The sequence below is a fragment of the Roseospira navarrensis genome (genome assembly GCF_009601025.1).
GTDB lineage: Bacteria > Pseudomonadota > Alphaproteobacteria > Rhodospirillales > Rhodospirillaceae > Rhodospira > Rhodospira navarrensis.
The window spans coordinates 1-16,968 of record NZ_WIVE01000058.1; the positions used below are offsets into that span (position 1 = coordinate 1).

A 16,968-nucleotide genomic window follows, 5' to 3' on the forward strand; every position below is an offset into this window, starting at 1 on the left:
CGCAAGCATCTGCAAGCCTACCTCGATGAGTTCGTCTTCCGCTTCAACCGCCGCCGCACCCGGCACGCAGCCTTTCGATCCCTACTGGGCACCGTCACCACCAAAGGACCCATCACCTACGATATGTTGATCGCGCCGGAAGCAAAGGGATAAGCCTTAGGCAGAGATTGAGACAATCGTGGCTGTAATTATCCTCTTCTACATCGTACCGCATTATTATATTTGTTACGCGATAACTATTCAACGCCTGCACGATCTCAACATGGGTGCGATCTATCTGATCATGCTGGGTGTTCCGTTCACCAACCTGCAATTGATCTTTCGGCTGATCGCGAAGCCTGGCAGGAGAGTGCGCAATCGGTTCGGCCCGTGGCCACGGGATGGATACGCGGCCCCAGTGCCGGGCGAACCCCTGCCGCCTGCCCCCAGGACAACCCTTTGGTCCCTGATCGGCCTGTTCTCGGATGACGTGGTGGAGGATGTGGCCACAGCCGTCGGGTTTGGCGGAGGTACCCCTGAGGCTTCCCCGCCCATGCGGTCGATGGATGACTACGATCCACCGATCCGGCTGCGTGTGGCCGAGGACCGCCCGTCTCCGTCACGCACACTGTCCGAAGCGCGGCCTCTGGATGACGATCCATGGCGGATTCCAGATGCGCCGCAGGCATCCCGACGGCGGCGCATCCCTCCCAAACCGGCGAAGCCTACGTTCGGTCGGCGCCAATCCTGACGGGGATTGTAATCAGGCCGCCTCCACCCGCCCGTCGCGCAGAGTCACCACCCGGTCCATGCGCTGGGCCAGGACGGGATTGTGGGTCGCGATCAGGCCGGCCAGCCCCTCCTCCCGCACCAGCCGCATGAACTCCGCGAACACCGCATCGGCGGTGTGGGGGTCCAGGTTCCCGGTCGGTTCATCGGCCAGCAGGACGCGCGGTGCATTGGCCAGCGCCCGAGCGATGGCGACGCGCTGCTGTTCGCCGCCCGAGAGCTGCCCCGGCCGGTGATGGCCCCGTTTCTCAAGGCCCATGCGGGCCAGCAGGTCCCGCGCCCGCCCGCGGGCCTCGCGCTTGCTCTTGCCGGCGACCATCTGCGGGACGATCACGTTCTCCTCGGCGGAGAACTCCGGCAGCAGGTGGTGGTACTGGTAGACGAAGCCCAGGGCGCGCCGCCGCAGCGCCGTCCGGCCGCCGTCGCCCAGCCCGGACGCCGGCTCGCCGCCCAGCAGCACCTCTCCGCTGTCGGGGCGCTCCAGCAGACCGGCGATCTGCAGCAGGGTGGACTTGCCCGAGCCCGACGGCCCGACCAGGGCGACGATCTCCCCGGCCCGGATCGTCAGGTTGGCGTCGTCGAGCACCGTCAGCGGCGGCGCGTCCGCCTGCTTGAACGCGCGCCGGATGCCCTTCAGAGCCAGGGCGGGCGCGCGCGCGGTGGCGTCATTCATAGCGCAGGGCCTCCACCGGATCGGTGCGCGCTGCCCGCCAGGAGGGGTACAGCGTCGCCGCCAGGCTCAGCCCCAGGGACATCAGCGCGACCGAGACCACCTCGCCGGGGTCCATCTCGGCGGGCATCTGGGACAGGAAGTAGATTTCGGGCGAGAACAGCTCCGTCCCCGTCAGGGATTGCAGGACCTGGCGGATGCTCTCGATGTTCTCGCAGAACACCACGCCCAGGATCAGGCCCAGGGTCGTGCCGGTCACCCCCACGCTGGCCCCGGCCAGGAAGAACACCCGCATGACCGCGCCCCTGGTCGCGCCCATGGTGCGCAGGATGGCGATGTCGCGGCCCTTGTCCTTCACCAGCATGATGAGCCCGGAAATGATGTTGAAGGCGGCCACCACGATGATGAGGGTCAGGATCAGGAACATCACGTTGCGTTCCACCTGCAGCGCGTTGAAGAACGTGGAGTTCGTGTGCCGCCAGTCGCGCAGGCGGACCCCCTGGTTCAGCGGCGCGCTGGCGATGTTGCCGGTGATCTCTCGCACGGAGTCGGGGTCGGTCACGGTCACATCCAGATAGCTGACGCTGTCCTGCATCTGGAAATAAATCTGTGCGGCCTCAAGGGGCAGGAAGACGAAGCTCGAGTCGAACTCGAACATCCCCACTTCGTAGATGGCTGCAATCTCATAGGTCTTGATGCGCGGCACCGAACCGAACGCGGTCACCCGCCCTTTGGGCGAGATCAGCGTGATGCCGTCGCCCAGCCGCAGCCCCAGGCGTTCCGCCAGCCGCGCGCCGATCATGGCCCGGTCGGTCCCGGTGAGATCGGCGAGGGACCCGGCGATGATGTTGCGCGCCAGCATGGGGCGCTCGCCCAGGCGCTCGGCGGGCACACCGCGCACCATCGCCCCTCGGCTCTCGCCCTCGGCCGTCACCATCACCTGCCCCTCGACCGTGGGCATGACGGCCACCACGCCGTCGATGCCCCGGACCTGCTGGGCGAGCGGATCGTAGTCCGACAGGGACTCGGCGGCGCCGTACACGTAAAGATGCCCATTGAAGCCCAGGATGCGCCCCATCAGGTCCTGTCGGAAGCCGTTCATCACCGCCATGACGATGATGAGGGTCGCCACACCGAGGGCGATACCCGCCAGCGAGAATCCCGCGATGACCGAGACGAAGCCCTCCTTGCGGCGGGCGCGCAGATAGCGCAGGGCCATCATGCGCTCGAATGCATTGAACATCCGGGGCGAGTCCTTTGCTGCGAAACGGGACAGGCGCCTGCAAAGGCGCCTGTCCGCACGTCATCATGAGACCATGGCGAGATTTCGTGCCAACGGCATCTGACGATGGCCGTTGGAGTCCGTGGCCGGCCCGCTCCCCCACCCGGCCACCCATAAGATACTGTCGTGGGTGGCCGGGTGGGGGAGCGGGCCGGTCCCGAAAAGGCGGATGAGTCCTCCTCATCCGCCGATCGTATCACTCCGCCAGCCGGGCCAGGGCGCTTTCGGTGGAGACCTCTTCGCGCGCGCCGGTCGCCCGGTTCTTCAGTTCGACCACGCCCTTGGCGACCCCCTTCGGTCCCACGATCACCTGCCAGGGCAGCCCAATCAGGTCCATGTCGGCGAACTTGGCGCCGGCCCGTTCCTCGCGGTCGTCGTACAACACCCGGTCCGGCCCCAGAGTCTCATACAGCGAGGCGCAGGCGGCATCCGTGGCGGCGTCTCCGGTCTTCAGGTTCAGCAGCCCGACGTGATAGGGCGCGACGGACTCCGGCCAGATGATGCCGGTGTCGTCGTGGCTGGCCTCGATGATCGCCCCCACGAGCCGCGACACGCCGATGCCGTAGCTGCCCATGGCGACGGTCACGGCTTCGCCGTCCGGTCCGGTCACGGTGGCGCCCATCGGCGCGGAATACTTGGTGCCGAAATGGAAGATGTGGCCCACCTCGATGCCGCGCGCGGTCACCAGGGCGTCGCCGAGTTCGCTTTCCTTCGCGGTGTCGTGCATCTCGTCGGCGGCGGCGTAGAGGCCGGTCCAGTCGTCCACGATGGGCTGAAGGTCGGTGTCATAGTCCACGCCCTCCGGGATCGGCTTTTCCAGCAGGGCGCGGTGGCAGTGCACCTCGCTTTCGCCGGTCTCGGCCAGCACGATGAACTCGTGGCTCATGTCGCCGCCGATGGGGCCGGTGTCGGCGCGCAGCGGGATGGCCTTCAGGCCCAGGCGCGCGAAGGTCCGCAGGTAGGCGACAAACATCTGGTTATAGGAGTGCCGGGCCGCCGCCGTATCCAGGTCAAAGGAATAGGCGTCCTTCATCAGGAACTCGCGCCCGCGCATGACACCGAAGCGGGGGCGCACCTCGTCCCGGAACTTCCACTGGATGTGATACAGGTTCAGCGGCAGGTCCTTGTAGCTGCGGATACAGGACCGGAAGACGTCGGTGATGACCTCCTCGTTCGTCGGTCCATACAGCAGGTCGCGCTCGTGCCGGTCCTTGATGCGTAGCATCTCCTTGCCGTAGGCCTCGTACCGGCCGCTTTCCCGCCACAGGTCCGCCGACTGGATCGTGGGCATCAGCACCTCCTGGGCGCCGGCGCGGTTCTGTTCCTCGCGCACGATCTGTTCGATCCGCTTCATGACGGCGAAGCCCAGCGGGAGCCAAGTGTAGATGCCGGCGGCATGCTGGCGGATCAGGCCGGCGCGCAGCATCAGGCGGTGAGAGACGATCTGCGCCTCGGCGGGCGTTTCCTTGAGCGTGGGGAGGAAGTAGCGGGACAGCCGCATGGGAGGCCTCGGGTGGTGAAGGGTCCGGAATGGCCGGGACTTTAGGGGACGGGCTTGCGGTCTGGCAACCGGGGTCCGTCATAGCCCGGCGGATAGATCACGCCACCCGGGGCCACCCGGCCCGAGAGCCCCTGACGGCAGGCCCGGCTTAGGGTGTCCTGCTCGCTGGTGGTGACCGGCCGGCCGTTGAGGGTGAAGGTGCCGCGGTTGATGTCGTACCCCACCGTGCCCAGCACCATGCCCGGCGTCTCGATGCCGCGTGGTTCCGGCGCTGGTGTCGCGTCGAATGGGTCCAGGACCACATGGAAGGTCACGGTGTCGGGCACCAGCGCCTCGAACGCCGAGTAGTCGTGCAGGTCCGCCGGCGCCACCGGGCGGCCGCGCACGTCCACGCCGGGCCGATAGGTCACATCAGGGTCGGGCACATACCGCACCAGGCGGCGGCAGGCGGCGGCGTCGATGGTGACCGCGCGCACCGTCCCTCCGGTCGCGTCCTGCGCCGCCGCCATCCGGGTGTCGAGCCCGGTCAGGGCGACCGCAAGGGGTACAAGAAGCGCGACTCCGCACGCGCCACCGGGCATCCGACCACGTTTCTGCATGGCGTCTCTCCGCGTCTCGGTCGCTGCGCCCCACCGCACCTCCCGCCGTACCCCCACCGTACCCCATGTCATCGCAATTCCGGGCGCCGGTCAAAAGGGGACTCTTCGCGCCCCGCGCCCGATCTGCGCCCGTACCCGGGGACCATAGACGGGTCTCGCCTATTTCTTGAGCGAAATCGGAATCGAATGAAGACTATGCCAAGACATTGAGCAACATGCCCGGAAAAAAGAACGTGACTCCCCTCTCACAATTCCGTAACGTCCACTGGCTCAAAGCAGAGCGCAAGGCAGCGTAAGCCTGCCAGCGCCCAAGTTTAGGGAGGAAACCCCGATTGCGGGGGATCCGATTGGAGGGGGCGCCTGCTCAATGGCGCTTCTCTCGCACGCCGGGTCGGGGCAGACCACCCAACGGCGGAGCCATCAACGGAAACGGCGGGGCGCACCCAGAACAGGGCGCCCCGCCGTTTCCGTCTGAAGTCCGGCGCTCTGCGCGGCCCCTTTGCTGCAGGGTCCCCTTTGCGCGGATCACTGCACGCGGCGGCCGTCGTCATGACAATCGGGCAGGGCCGGCCAGGACGCCACCCCAACCGCTCATGCCGACCCTGACGCAGGGCGCCAGGGAAAGGCGGGCCGCGTCTTGCACACGCCGCTGAACACGGGAGATCCCGACCGCCCCTTACGCGTCGGCGTTGGCGTCGTCGTCCGGCCGCCGGGTAACGAGCCGTTCCGCCCGCCGCAGCAGGGTTTGCAACGCCTCCATGCCGACGCCGTCGCGCCGCATGACCGTCCGGACGATGGGCTCGTTCAGCACATCCACCATGGCGGGTTCCGCGTTGCCCCCGAAGGCCTCCACATCGTTGCGAAAGGCCCCCCGGACATGACCCCCTGCATTCACGGCATCGGCCGCGGGCGGCCTCTCACCATGCAGGACGGACGCAGCGTCCGGGCCGCCGAACCCGTTGCTGGCGGCGGGCGTACGCTGTTCGCGAGTCTTCAAGGCACCGATTTTCATGGTCCCCGCTTTCATCCGGACGGTGTGACTCCCCTCGTTCGCTGCGGGCATGTCCTTCCTTCGAAGGGGTGCACCATCAAACGAACGATTATGTTTTCTTTTCGGTGACAACACGAGATCACCGAGCTGAAGTCAGTATGCCAAAGCCACAAAAAAGTTCAAGGCGAAACCGCCAAATTCCTGGGGCTTGGCACGGCTGCTCCTGTTTAGCGAGTATTCCCGCACCCCCCAGACAGCACCATTCGCACCGCAATGATCGACAAAACGAACCAGGTTGAAGACATACCTGTTTCTTTTCGGTGTGGCGGCGGAATGGCGCCCCCCGTTCCGCCTTGCCCCGATGCTGCGGTCCCGATAAGGGAGGACCGAGCGTCTGCTCTCCCGTCCGGTTCCGAGGATTCCCATATGGCCACCTTTCCCCGATCCCGTCAGCCCACCGGCGTCGGCCCCGCCAGCGCCCCGCCGCCGATGGGGCCGTCGGATCCCGCAAGCACGGATCGCCCGTTCGGCGGAATCCTGTTCATGCTGGCGGCCGTCGCCCTGTTTTCCGTGATGGACACCCTGGCCAAAGCGCTGACCACCACCTTTCCCGTCGGGCAGATCCTGTTCTTCCGGGCCTCGGCGGCGCTGCTCGTCCTGGTGCCGCTGGCCTGGTCGCTGGGCGGGCCGAAGCTGTGGCGTCAGGTCCGGGGCGCCGAGCTGAAACTGTTGCTGGCCGGTCTGCTGGGGGCGGGCGCGCTGTCGGGCTTCCTGATGGCGTGGCGCACCATGCCGCTGGTGGATCTGGCGGCGGTGCTGTTCACCGCGCCGCTGATCGTCACCGCCCTGTCGGTGCCGCTGCTGGGCGAGCGCGTGGGCGTGCACCGCTGGAGCGCGGTGATGATCGGCTTCGTGGGCGTGCTGGTGGCGCTGCAGCCGGGCGGGGTGGGGTTTGGACCGGGAACGCTCTGGGCGGCCCTGGGCACCCTGTCCTATGCCTTCTGGGTCATGAGTCTTCGCACGGCCGGCAAGGCGGTGTCGTCCCATCTGGTCGCCGTGACCAACGCGATCATCATGCTGGCGCTGTCCGTGCCCCTGATCCTGTGGCAGTGGACGCCCCCCTCCCTGCCCGAGACAGCGGCCCTGACCGGATTGGGTATCATCGGCGGGCTGGCGCAGCTCTGCCTCGTGCGCGCCTTCAGCCTGGCGCCGGCCGCGCTGGTCGCCCCGTTCGACTACAGCTACATCGCCTATGCCACGGTGCTCGGATACGCCGTGTTCGGGGACTTCCCGACGTCCTCCACCTGGATCGGGCTGGCGCTGCTGACCGCCTCCGGGCTTTACATCATCCACCGCGAGCGCGTCACCGCGCGCCGGCGCGCCCGGTCCTGACGGACCGGAGGCCCCGCGCGGGCGGCGATCAGATGTCCATCGGCTCCGCGCCCCAGATCTCCTTCGCGTAGGTCTGGATGGAGCGATCCGACGAGAACAGGCCCATCCGCGCCACGTTCAGGATGGCCTTGCGCGCCCAGGCGTCGGGGTCCCGATACAGCGCGTCCACCTTGGCCTGCGTCTCGATGTACGACCGGAAGTCCGCCAGCACCATATACTGATCGCCGCCGTCGAACAGCGTGTCGCGGATCGCGCTGTAGCGGTTGACCTGCTGCGGGCTGAAGAAGCCGCTGGTGATCATGTCCAGCACCCGCTTCAGGTCTGCATCGTGCTCGACCACCTTCCAGGGATTGTAGCCGCGCCGTTTGGTCTCGGTGACCTGCTCGGTGGTCAGGCCGAAGATGAAGATGTTGTCGTCGCCGACCTCTTCCTTGATCTCGATGTTGGCGCCGTCCAGCGTCCCGATGGTCAGCGCGCCGTTGAGCGCGAACTTCATGTTGCCCGTGCCCGACGCCTCGGTGCCGGCGGTCGAGATCTGCTCGGACAGGTTCGCGCCCGGGATGGTGATCTCGGCGTTGGAGACGTTGTAGTTCGGCAGGAAGACCACCTTAAGACGGTCGCTGACGGCCCGGTCGTTGTTGATGGTCAGGGCCACGTCGCAGGTCAGGCGGATGATCTGCTTCGCCAGCCAGTACCCCGGGGCCGCCTTGCCGCCGATCACCACGGTGCGCGGCACCGGGTCGTCCAGGCGCCCCTCCCGCAGCAGGGTGTAGCGGTGGATGACATGCATCAGGTTCAGGAGCTGCCGCTTGTACTCGTGGATCCGCTTGACCTGCACGTCGAACATGCTGGCCGGATCGACCACGTAGCCGGTCTGCTCCTTAAGGTGATCGGCCAGCCGGGCCTTGTTGGCCAGCTTGATGGCGTTGAAGCGTTCGCGGAAGGCGGCATCCTCGGCCAGCGGCTCCAGGGCGTGCAGCGCGGTCAGGTCGCTCTTCCAGGAGGCGCCGACGGCCTCCGTGATGAGGTCCGACAGTTGCGGATTGCACTGCAGCAGCCAGCGGCGCTGCGTGACCCCGTTGGTGACGTTGACGAACTTGCCCGGATACATCTCGTCGAACTCGGGGAACACCTTCTCGCGCAGCAGCCGGGTGTGCAGGGCGGCGACGCCGTTGACCCGCTTGCTGCCCACGATGGCCAGATGCGCCATGCGGATGCGCTGGGTGTTCTCGTCCACCAGCGACATCTTGCGCAGCACCTCCATCTCGCCGGGGAAGCGGAAGCGGACCTGCTGCAGGTGATCGTGGTTGATGAGGTAGATGATCTCCAGGTGCCGGGGCAGCACGTGCTCCAGCATGCCGATGGGCCAGGTCTCCAGCGCCTCGGGCAGCAGGGTGTGGTTGGTGTAGCAGAAGGTCTCGCGGGTGACGGACCAGGCTTCGTCCCACTCCAGGCCATGCACATCGATGAGCAGGCGCATCAGCTCCGGGACGGCCAGCGCCGGGTGGGTGTCGTTGAGCTGGATCGCGATCTTCTCATGCAGCAGGCGCAGATCCTCATGGACGCGCAGGTAGCGGGCAATGATGTCCTGCAGCGAGGCCGAGACGAAGAAATACTCCTGTTTCAGGCGCAGTTCCTGGCCCAGCACGGTGCTGTCCATGGGGTAGAGCACCTTGGACAGCGTCTCCGAGGTGGTCTTGTCCTTCACCGCCTCGATGTAGTTGCCTTCGTTGAAGAACCGAAGGTCGAAATCGGTGCTGGCCCGGGCCGACCACAGACGCAGGTTGGAGATCACCGGACTGTCGTAGCCCGTGACCTTCAGGTCATAGGCGATGGCGTTGACGTTGTTGGTATCGACCCATTCGCAGCGCTCGCGGCCGCTCTCGTCCTTGAAGCAGACGATGCGGCCGTTGAAGCGGACCGGATAGGAGACGCTGTAGCGCACGAACTCCCACGGGTTGCCGCCCTGCAGCCAGTTGTCCGGATGCTCCACCTGCTGGCCGTCCTCGATGGTTTGCGAGAACATGCCGAATTCATAGTGGATGCCGTAGCCGTGGCCGGGATAGCGGTGGGTCGCCATCGAATCCAGGAAACAGGCCGCCAGCCGCCCCAGACCGCCGTTGCCGAGCGCCGGGTCGGGCTCCTGTTGGGCCAGCTCGTCCAGATCCTGGCCGAGCGCGTCCAGCGCCTCGCGCACATTGGTTTCCAGCCCGAAGTCCAGCAGGTGCTTCATCAGGCGTCGGCCGGTCAGGAACTCCATCGACAGGTAATAGACCCGCCGGGTGTCCTGGCCGTACTGCGCCCGGCTGGTCCCCATGCCGCGTTCCGACAGGATGCCCTTGACCATGTAGGCCAGAGCCATGAACCATTGCCGGGGTCCGGCGGATCGCGGGTCGTGGCCGACCACGCGCACCATGTACGAAATCAGGCCGCGCTGGATGCTGTCCGCGTCGTGCATGTTGACGCGGAACTCGCCCTCAAGGGCTTCCTTGACCAAGTGGTCCATGTTCGCCTGTCCTCGTGTGTGGTGTCTGGGCGCAAGGGGCGATCGGCGCGACCGATCACGACTGGTGCTGTCGCGGGGCCGGCGCGGGCAACGCCGGGGCTGCTGTCACATGATGCGCGGCGTCGTGCGCGTCAATCCGCGTGCAGGACCTCACTATAAAGGCCCAGATAGTCACGCGCGACACGATCCCAACCGTAATCGACTCCCATCGCCTTGCGCATGACCGCCTGCCAGGCCGCCGGGGTGCGATACAGCTCCACCGCGCGGCGCACCGCATGGATGACCTCGCCCGGATCAGGGTGGTCGAAAACGAAGCCCGTGCCTGAATCCGCCTCCGCCACGTCGATGACCGTATCCGCGAGCCCGCCCGTGCGCCTCACGATCGGCAGCGTGCCGTAACACATCGCGTACATCTGTGTCAGCCCGCAGGGTTCGAACCGCGACGGCACCAGCAGCGCATCGCAGCCGGCCTGGATGCGGTGGGACAGGCCCTCGTCGTAGCCGATCCGGGCCGCCACGGAATCGGGGCGCGCCCCGGCCGCGCCGCGCACATGCCATTCCAGGCCCGGATCGCCGGACCCCAGAATGACGATCTGCCCGCCGTTGTCCAGAATGGTGGAGATCACCGAAAGGGCGAGGTCGATGCCCTTCTGTTCCACGAACCGGCTGACGACCCCGAACAGGGGCGCGTCCGGCGCCTCGGCCAGGCCCACTTCGCGCTGCAGGGCGGCCTTGCACAGCGCCTTGCCGGACAGGTCCTGCGCGCTGAAGGCGGCCGGAATATGACGGTCGCCGGTGGGGTTCCACTCGGACCGATCCACCCCGTTCAGGATGCCTTGCAGGCGGGCCGCCCGACTGGACAGCAGGCCGTGCAGCCCCTCGCCCCCCATGGGCGTCTGGATTTCCCGCGCATAGGTCGGACTGACCGTGGTCAGGAACTGGCTGTAATAGAGCCCGGCCTTCAGGTACGAGACGTGGCCGTAGAACTCCAGGCCCTCCACGCCGAACATCATGTCCGGCAGACCGATCATGGGCAACACCTCGCGCCCGAAAATGCCCTGGTAGTGGAGGTTGTGCACCGTGAACACGGTGCGTGGCTTGTGCACGCCCCAGAGCCAGAGATAGGCCGGCGTCAGCCCGGCCTGCCAGTCGCTGGCATGAACGACATCAGGCGCCCAGTCCGGCACGGCGCCCTGGGCCGCGACCATGGCCCCCGCCCGCCCCAGCAGCCCGAAGCGGAGGAAGTTGTCGGGCCAGTCCTGCGCATGCTCGTCCAGGTACGGGCCGCCGGGCCGCTCGAACAGCGCCGGGCAGTCCACCAGCAGCAGGGACTGGCCGGTGGTCGGCTCCCGCGCCGGCACCAGCCGGGCCCGCACGTTGGGCAGCACCTCGCCGAGGCCGAAGCCATGACCCGTGACCTCCACGCGGTCCAGAAGCCCCGTGTAGGCCGGCATCAGGATGCGGGCATCCACCCCCAGCCGCGTGAGCGCGACGGGAAGGGCGCCGGCCACGTCGGCCAGCCCTCCCGTCTTGACCAGGGGGTGGGCTTCCGACGTCACGAACAACACGCGCATGGAGGGGGTTCCGGGATGGTGGGGCTCAACACTGTCTGGGACCTTACCCCTCCGCCGGCCCGAAGCAAACCCCCGCACGCCATCCGAAACCGCCCCTCGAATACCGGGAGCGCAGAGGTCGGAAAATCGGCGGCGCGTCACATTCCATTCATTGAATGCGCCGGGGCGTCGTGCAATGTTCCGAAACACCGCCACCGCTGCCCGTTCCGCACTTCGAGACAAGGAAAACCATCCATGGCTCAGGACTCCCGGTCGTCCTCCCGCCCCCCCAGTGTCGCCGACGAACTGGCGTTTGCCAGTGGCGTGAACAAGGCCATGCGCGGCACGCTTGCGCTGGTGCTCGCGGGTGGACGAGGCTCGCGCCTGCTGGACCTGACCGACAAGGAAAGCAAGCCGGCGGTGCCCTTCGGTGGCAAGTACCGCATCGTGGACTTTCCGCTGTCCAACTGCATCAACTCCGGCCTGCGCCGCATCTGTGTGCTGACCCAGTACAAGGCGCATACGCTGATCCACCATATCCAGCGCGGCTGGGGCTTTCTGCGGGCCGAGGTGGGCGAGTTCGTGGAACTGTGGCCGGCCCAGCAGCAGACCGCCGCCGGGTCCTGGTACCAGGGCACCGCCGACGCGGTGTATCAGAACATCGAGCAGATCCAGTTGCACGGCGCCGAGCACATCCTCGTGCTCGCGGGCGACCATGTATACCGCCAGGACTACTCAAAAATGATGGCGTCGCACCTGCGGACGGGCGCCGACGTCTCCGTGGCCTGCCTGGAGGTGCGGCGCGAGGACGCCACCGCCTTCGGCGTGGTGGACGTGGACGATGCGGACACCATCATCGGGTTCCTGGAAAAGCCGGCCGACCCGCCCTGCATTCCCGGCAAGCCGGACCGTGCTTTTGCCTCCATGGGCATCTACCTGTTCAACGCCGATTTCCTCATGCGTGTGCTGGAGGAAGACGCGCTCGACCCGAACTCGTCGCGCGACTTCGGCAAGAACATCCTGCCCAGCCTGCTCGGCCGGTGCCGCATGGTTGCGCACCGATTCCAGGAAAGCTGCGTCTACCCGCCGCATGCCACCGACGAGCCCTACTGGCGCGACGTGGGCACCATCGACGCCTACTGGGCGGCCAATCTGGACCTCGCGGCCGTCACGCCCGACCTGGACCTGTACGACCCGGCGTGGCCCATCTGGACCTATCAGATGCAGCGGCCGGGCGCGAAGTTCGTGTTCGACGAGGACGAGCGGCGCGGCATGGCGGTCGATTCGGTGCTGGCGGCGGGCTGCATCGTCTCGGGTGGCGCCATCCGGCATTCGCTGCTGTTTCACGACGTCCGGGTCAATTCCTACTCGGTGATCGAGCACTCGGTCATCCTGCCCGCTGTGGACATCGGCCGGCACGCGCGCCTGACGAAATGCGTCGTGGCCGCCGGCTGCCGCATCCCGGCCGGCCTGGTCGTGGGCGAGGACCCGGAGGCGGACGCCCAACGCTTCACCCGCTCCGCCAGCGGCGTGACGCTCATCACCCAGGACATGCTGGACAAGCTGGACCTTTAGCGCGAGACCCGGACATCACGCCCGCGCGTCTGACAGAGCGCGGGCGGCCTCCAGGAAGGCGTCCACATCGTCCGCCCTGGTGGCATGACTGGTCACCAGCCGGACCTTTCCCGGCCTCTCCGCCGGCCAGTCGAGGAACAGGGCGCCCCTGGCCCGCAGCCCCTCCCGCAGGCCGTCCGGCAGGATGGGGAACACCATGTTCGCGGCCGGCGGCGCGCCCGGGTCCACCCCCGGCAGCGCGGCCAGCCCGTCCGCCAGCCGCCGCGCCATGGCGTTGGCGTGGGCGGCGTTCCGCCGCCACAGGTCGTCCTCCAGATAGGCCAGCACCTGGGCCGAGACGAACCGGCTCTTGGACAGCAGGTGGCCGGACCGCTTGCGCCGCTCGGCGAAGTCGCCCGCCAGCCCGGGGCGGAGGAAGATCACCGCCTCCGCGGCCCAGGCCCCGTTCTTGGTCGCGCCCAGGCACAGCACGTCCACGCCGGCGCGCCAGGTCATGTCGGCGGGCGAGCACCCCAGCGAGACCAGGGCGTTGGCGAACCGCGCCCCATCCATGTGGACGGTCAGGCCGTGCCCGCGGGCGACCTCGGCCAGGGCGGCGATCTCGTCCAGGCCGTACACCGTGCCGCACTCGGTGGCCTGGGTCAGGCTCAGCACGGACGGACGCACCCGGTGGATGGGACGAAAGCCGGTGCGGCGAATCGCGGCGTCCACGGCATCGGGGCTCATCTTGCCGTCGGCCCCGGGAAGGCCGACCAGCTTGGCCCCGCCCGTGAACATTTCGGGCGCGCCGCACTCGTCGGTGTTGATGTGGGAGTCCTCGTGGCAGATCACCGCCCCGAACGGTGGCACGCACTGCCACAGCGCCAGCGCGTTGGCGGCGGTGCCGGTGGCCACCGGAAAGACCTCTACCTCAGTCTCAAAGACCTCGCACAAGCGCTTGGAAAGCTTGGCCGTCCAGGGGTCGTTGCCGTACGGCATCGCGGTCCCGTCCGCCGCCGCCGTCAGGGCCTGGGCAATCTCCGGGGCCACGCCGGTGACGTTGTCGCTGGCGAAGTTCATGACCGCGCCGCTCACTGGCCCGCCACGGTCAAGCCGTCCACGCGCACGGTCGGGCTGTCGGTGCCGTACCGCAGCACCAGATCATCGGCCGGCACCAGGGCCGCGAACATCTCCTGCAGCGTGCCGGCGATGGTGCATTCGCTGACGGGATAGGTGATCTCGCCGTTCTCGATCCAGAAGCCGGCGGCGCCGCGCGAGTAGTCGCCGGTGATGGTGTTGACCCCCTGCCCCACCAGTTCGGTGACATAGAAGCCCTCGCGGATGTCGGCCATCAGGTCCGCCGGCGAGGCCGTCCCCGGTTTCAGGTAGACGTTGCTGGCGCTGGGATGGGGCGGCGAGCCGGTGCCGCGCGCGGCGTGTCCGGTGCTCTCCAGGCCCAGTTGCCGGGCCGAGCGCAGATCGAGCAGCCACGTCGTCAGACGGCCGTCCTCCACCAGCGCCATGGGCCGGGTCGCCAGTCCCTCGGCATCGCAGGGCCGCGACTTCAGGCCCCGGGCCCGATGCGGATCGTCCAGGATCTGGATGCCGTCGGCGAACACCCGCTCGCCCATGCGGTCCTTCAGGAAGCTGGTGCCGCGCGCGATGGACGCCCCGTTGATGGCGCCCAGCAGGTGCCCGACGAGGGTGCGGGCCACGCGCGGATCGAACACCACCGGCACCTTGCCGCTGCCCGGCCGCCGCGCGCCCAGGCGGCGCACGGCGCGCTCGCCGGCCGAGCGGCCGATCTCGACCGGATCGCGCAGATCCTCGCGGAAGACGGCGCCGCTGTAGTCGTAGTCGCGTTCCATGCCCTCGGCGCCACGCCCGGCGATCACGCTGGCCGCCAGGGAACAGCCGGTGCGCTCGTAGCTGTGCGCGAAGCCGTTGGAGGCCGCCAGGGCGACCTTGGCCAGCGACCAGCCGGCCTCGGCGCCCTCCGAGTTGGTCACGCCCGGCACGGCCCGCGCGGCGTCCTCCGCCGCCTGGACCATGGCGGTCAGGTCCTCGGCGCTGGGCTCCGAAGGATCGCGGCTCTGGGTGTCCGGCAGGTCGCGGGCGATCCGGTCCGGATCGGCGAGCCCGCCGAACGGGTCCTCCGGCACGGTGCGGGCGATGGCGACGGCCCGATCCACCAGATCCCGCAGGGCCGCCGGCGAGCGATCGGCGCTGGAGACGATGCCCTGTTGCCGCCCCACGAACACCCGCAGGCCGATGTCACCGCCCTCCGCGCGTTCCATCCGTTCCAGCGCCCCCAGGCGCCAGGCGACGGAGACCGAGACCCCGTCCACGAGGATGGCGTCGGCGGCGTCGGCGCCGGCGGCTTTGGCGCGGTCGATCAGGTCTTGGAGCAGGGAGAGCGTGTCGGCCTCTGACATGCGGCGGGACTCCGGTTGGCTGCACGGTGGCGGGACGAATGAACGGACAAGCGCACCCGGTCACCTCGGGGCGGGTCGGGGCGATCCTAATGGCTTCAGGGCGGTGATGCGAGGTCAGCGGATCGGGACCTCCCTTCTCTCCCCGCCTATTTCCAGATCGGCCGGCCCGAGCCCGGCAGGCCGTAGTTGGCCCACTTGCGCGTGACCCGCTCGACGACCTCGTCCGTCATGCGGATTTTCTCGCCCCACTCCCGGTGCGTCTCGGGCGGCCACTTGTTGGTCGCATCCAGGCCGATCTTGCCGCCCAGGCCACTCTCGGGGCTGGCGAAGTCCAGGTAGTCGATGGGCGTGCCCTCGATCACCGTGATGTCGCGGGCCGGGTCCATGCGGGTCGAGATCGCCCACATCACGTCCTTCCAGTCGCGCGCATCGATGTCGTCATCCACCACGATGACGAACTTGGTGTACATGAACTGGCGCAGGAACGACCACACGCCCATCATCACGCGCTTGGCGTGTCCCGGGTAGGCCTTGCGCATGGACACCACCGCGATGCGGTAGGAGCAGCCTTCCGGCGGCAGCCAGAAGTCCACGATCTCCGGGAACTGCTGGATCAGGAGCGGGATGAACACCTCGTTCAGGGCCTCGCCGAGTACGCTGGGTTCGTCCGGCGGGCGGCCGGTGAAGGTGCTCAGGTAGATCGGCTTGCGCCGCATGGTGATGGCCGAGACCCGGAACACCGGGAACGGCTCCACGGCGTTGTAGTAGCCGGTATGGTCGCCGTACGGGCCCTCGTCGCCGAACTCGTCCAGCATGACGTGCCCTTCCAGCACGATCTCGGCCGTGGCCGGCACCTTCAGGGGCACGGTCCTGCAGTCCACAAGGTCCACCTTGCGCCCGCGCAGCAGGCCCGCGAACTGGTACTCCGACAGCGTATCCGGCACCGGCGTGACGGCCGCCAGGATGGTGCCCGGATCGGCCCCCAGCACCACCGCCGCCGGCAAGGGTTCCTTCTTTTCCGCCGCCCAGCGCCGGTAGTGCTGGGCCCCGCCCCGGTGCTTCAGCCAGCGCATCAGGGTGGTGTCGCGCCCGGTGACCTGCATCCGGTAGATGCCGAGGTTGAAGGCGTCTTCCTTGCGCCCGCCCTTGCGGCCCGCCTGCGGCCCCTGCGTGACCACCAGCGGCCAGGTGATGAGCGGCGCGGGCTCGCCCGGCCAGCAGCTCTGCACCGGCAGCCGGCCCAGATCGATGTCCTTCCCGGTGAGCACGACCTCCTGACACGGCGCCTTCGAGACCGTGCGCGGCTTCATGGCCAGCACGGTCTTGAGCACGGGCATCATCTCCATGGCCTCGCGCCAGCCGCCGGGCGGCTCCGGCTGCTTGAGGAAGGCGAGGGTCTCGCCCACCTCGCGCAGTTGGTCGGGCGTGCGGTCCATGCCCCAGGCCACCCGCTCGACCGTGCCGAACAGGTTGACCAGCACGGGCATGTCGTAGCGCCGCCCGTCGTCGCCCACGACGTTTTCGAACAGCACGGCGGGGCCGCCCTCCGCCAGCAGGCGGGTCTGGATCTCGGTCATCTCCAGGTTGGGCGAGACGGGCGTGGACACGCGCGACAGATTGCCGTCACGGGCCAGACGGTCCATGAAGTCGCGCAGGGACTCGAAGGGCATTCAGGATCTCTCCGGGGTCAGGACATCGGTGGACTGGGGAGGGCGGC

13 protein-coding genes and 1 pseudogene are annotated in these 16,968 nt (G+C 68.0%); 4 read left to right on the forward strand and 10 right to left on the reverse strand.

Translation table 11 applies throughout. From position 1 onward, the window contains the following. Positions 1–153 (forward strand): annotated as a pseudogene (locus GHC57_RS15050) (IS1595 family transposase); the annotation flags it as partial. A gap of 25 nt (positions 154–178) precedes the next feature. Continuing rightward, on the forward strand, positions 179–730 hold the full coding sequence (locus GHC57_RS15055; RefSeq protein WP_170294909.1) for a DUF805 domain-containing protein: 552 nt from the start codon (positions 179–181) through the stop codon (positions 728–730). 12 nt (positions 731–742) lie between these two features. Here GHC57_RS15055 and GHC57_RS15060 read toward each other — a convergent pair whose 3' ends face one another. The 5 genes from GHC57_RS15060 to GHC57_RS15080 all read right to left on the reverse strand — a co-directional run bounded on the left by GHC57_RS15060 (position 743) and on the right by GHC57_RS15080 (position 5,832). Next, the gene (locus GHC57_RS15060; protein WP_153345725.1) at positions 743–1,441 is read right to left on the reverse strand and encodes an ABC transporter ATP-binding protein; all 699 of its coding nucleotides are present in this window, start codon (positions 1,439–1,441) and stop codon (positions 743–745) included. Beyond that, positions 1,434–2,681, reverse strand: coding sequence for a lipoprotein-releasing ABC transporter permease subunit (locus tag GHC57_RS15065; RefSeq protein WP_153345727.1), 1,248 nt, complete (start codon positions 2,679–2,681; stop codon positions 1,434–1,436). Before GHC57_RS15065 ends, GHC57_RS15060 begins: the two co-directional genes overlap by 8 nt. 235 nt (positions 2,682–2,916) lie before the next feature. Beyond that, positions 2,917–4,221, reverse strand: a complete 1,305-nt coding sequence (gene proS / locus GHC57_RS15070; RefSeq protein ID WP_153345729.1) for a proline--tRNA ligase — start codon at positions 4,219–4,221, stop codon at positions 2,917–2,919. Between the two features lie 41 nt (positions 4,222–4,262). Next, the gene (locus GHC57_RS15075; protein WP_153345731.1) at positions 4,263–4,820 is read right to left on the reverse strand and encodes a hypothetical protein; all 558 of its coding nucleotides are present in this window, start codon (positions 4,818–4,820) and stop codon (positions 4,263–4,265) included. A gap of 676 nt (positions 4,821–5,496) precedes the next feature. Next, a complete protein-coding gene (locus GHC57_RS15080; RefSeq protein WP_153345733.1) occupies positions 5,497–5,832 on the reverse strand; it encodes a hypothetical protein in 336 nt (111 codons plus the stop codon). 405 nt (positions 5,833–6,237) lie between these two features. Between GHC57_RS15080 and GHC57_RS15085 the strand changes: the two genes are divergently transcribed. Continuing rightward, positions 6,238–7,203, forward strand: coding sequence for a DMT family transporter (locus tag GHC57_RS15085; protein WP_170294910.1), 966 nt, complete (start codon positions 6,238–6,240; stop codon positions 7,201–7,203). 28 nt (positions 7,204–7,231) lie between these two features. On the opposite strand, the gene GHC57_RS15090 is transcribed toward GHC57_RS15085, so the two are convergent. Together GHC57_RS15090 and glgA are read right to left on the reverse strand one after the other, a co-directional pair. Further along, on the reverse strand, positions 7,232–9,709 hold the full coding sequence (locus tag GHC57_RS15090) for a glycogen/starch/alpha-glucan phosphorylase (RefSeq protein ID WP_153345737.1): 2,478 nt from the start codon (positions 9,707–9,709) through the stop codon (positions 7,232–7,234). Positions 9,710–9,840: 131 nt separating this feature from the next. After that, positions 9,841–11,283 (reverse strand): glycogen synthase GlgA, encoded by a 1,443-nt coding sequence (gene glgA / locus GHC57_RS15095; RefSeq protein ID WP_153345739.1) that lies wholly within the window; start codon positions 11,281–11,283, stop codon positions 9,841–9,843. 315 nt (positions 11,284–11,598) lie between these two features. Between glgA and glgC the strand changes: the two genes are divergently transcribed. Beyond that, positions 11,599–12,837 carry a glucose-1-phosphate adenylyltransferase gene (glgC, locus tag GHC57_RS15100; protein ID WP_246152352.1) on the forward strand — a complete coding sequence of 413 codons (1,239 nt, stop codon included), beginning with the start codon at positions 11,599–11,601 and terminating at the stop codon, positions 12,835–12,837. A 15-nt stretch (positions 12,838–12,852) separates the two neighbouring features. Here the strand turns inward: glgC and GHC57_RS15105 are convergent, their stop codons facing one another. The 3 genes from GHC57_RS15105 to GHC57_RS15115 form a co-directional block, all read right to left on the reverse strand. Further along, on the reverse strand, positions 12,853–13,896 hold the full coding sequence (locus GHC57_RS15105) for a threonine aldolase family protein (RefSeq protein ID WP_153345743.1): 1,044 nt from the start codon (positions 13,894–13,896) through the stop codon (positions 12,853–12,855). Positions 13,897–13,907: 11 nt separating this feature from the next. After that, positions 13,908–15,251, reverse strand: a complete 1,344-nt coding sequence (locus GHC57_RS15110; protein ID WP_153345745.1) for a TldD/PmbA family protein — start codon at positions 15,249–15,251, stop codon at positions 13,908–13,910. A 146-nt stretch (positions 15,252–15,397) separates the two neighbouring features. After that, positions 15,398–16,921, reverse strand: a complete 1,524-nt coding sequence (locus tag GHC57_RS15115) for a UbiD family decarboxylase (protein WP_153345747.1) — start codon at positions 16,919–16,921, stop codon at positions 15,398–15,400. Between the last annotated feature and the right edge of the window lie 47 nt (positions 16,922–16,968).

Coding starts and splice junctions, on each gene's coding strand:
- GHC57_RS15060 (WP_153345725.1), bottom strand. CDS start 1,441: ATGAATGACGCCACCGCGCGCGCGCCCGCCCTGGCTCTGAAGGGCATC.
- GHC57_RS15065 (WP_153345727.1), bottom strand. CDS start 2,681: ATGTTCAATGCATTCGAGCGCATGATGGCCCTGCGCTATCTGCGCGCC.
- proS (WP_153345729.1), bottom strand. CDS start 4,221: ATGCGGCTGTCCCGCTACTTCCTCCCCACGCTCAAGGAAACGCCCGCC.
- GHC57_RS15075 (WP_153345731.1), bottom strand. CDS start 4,820: ATGCAGAAACGTGGTCGGATGCCCGGTGGCGCGTGCGGAGTCGCGCTT.
- GHC57_RS15080 (WP_153345733.1), bottom strand. CDS start 5,832: ATGAAAATCGGTGCCTTGAAGACTCGCGAACAGCGTACGCCCGCCGCC.
- GHC57_RS15085 (WP_170294910.1), top strand. CDS start 6,238: ATGGCCACCTTTCCCCGATCCCGTCAGCCCACCGGCGTCGGCCCCGCC.
- GHC57_RS15090 (WP_153345737.1), bottom strand. CDS start 9,709: ATGGACCACTTGGTCAAGGAAGCCCTTGAGGGCGAGTTCCGCGTCAAC.
- glgA (WP_153345739.1), bottom strand. CDS start 11,283: ATGCGCGTGTTGTTCGTGACGTCGGAAGCCCACCCCCTGGTCAAGACG.
- glgC (WP_246152352.1), top strand. CDS start 11,599: ATGCGCGGCACGCTTGCGCTGGTGCTCGCGGGTGGACGAGGCTCGCGC.
- GHC57_RS15105 (WP_153345743.1), bottom strand. CDS start 13,896: ATGAACTTCGCCAGCGACAACGTCACCGGCGTGGCCCCGGAGATTGCC.
- GHC57_RS15110 (WP_153345745.1), bottom strand. CDS start 15,251: ATGTCAGAGGCCGACACGCTCTCCCTGCTCCAAGACCTGATCGACCGC.
- GHC57_RS15115 (WP_153345747.1), bottom strand. CDS start 16,921: ATGCCCTTCGAGTCCCTGCGCGACTTCATGGACCGTCTGGCCCGTGAC.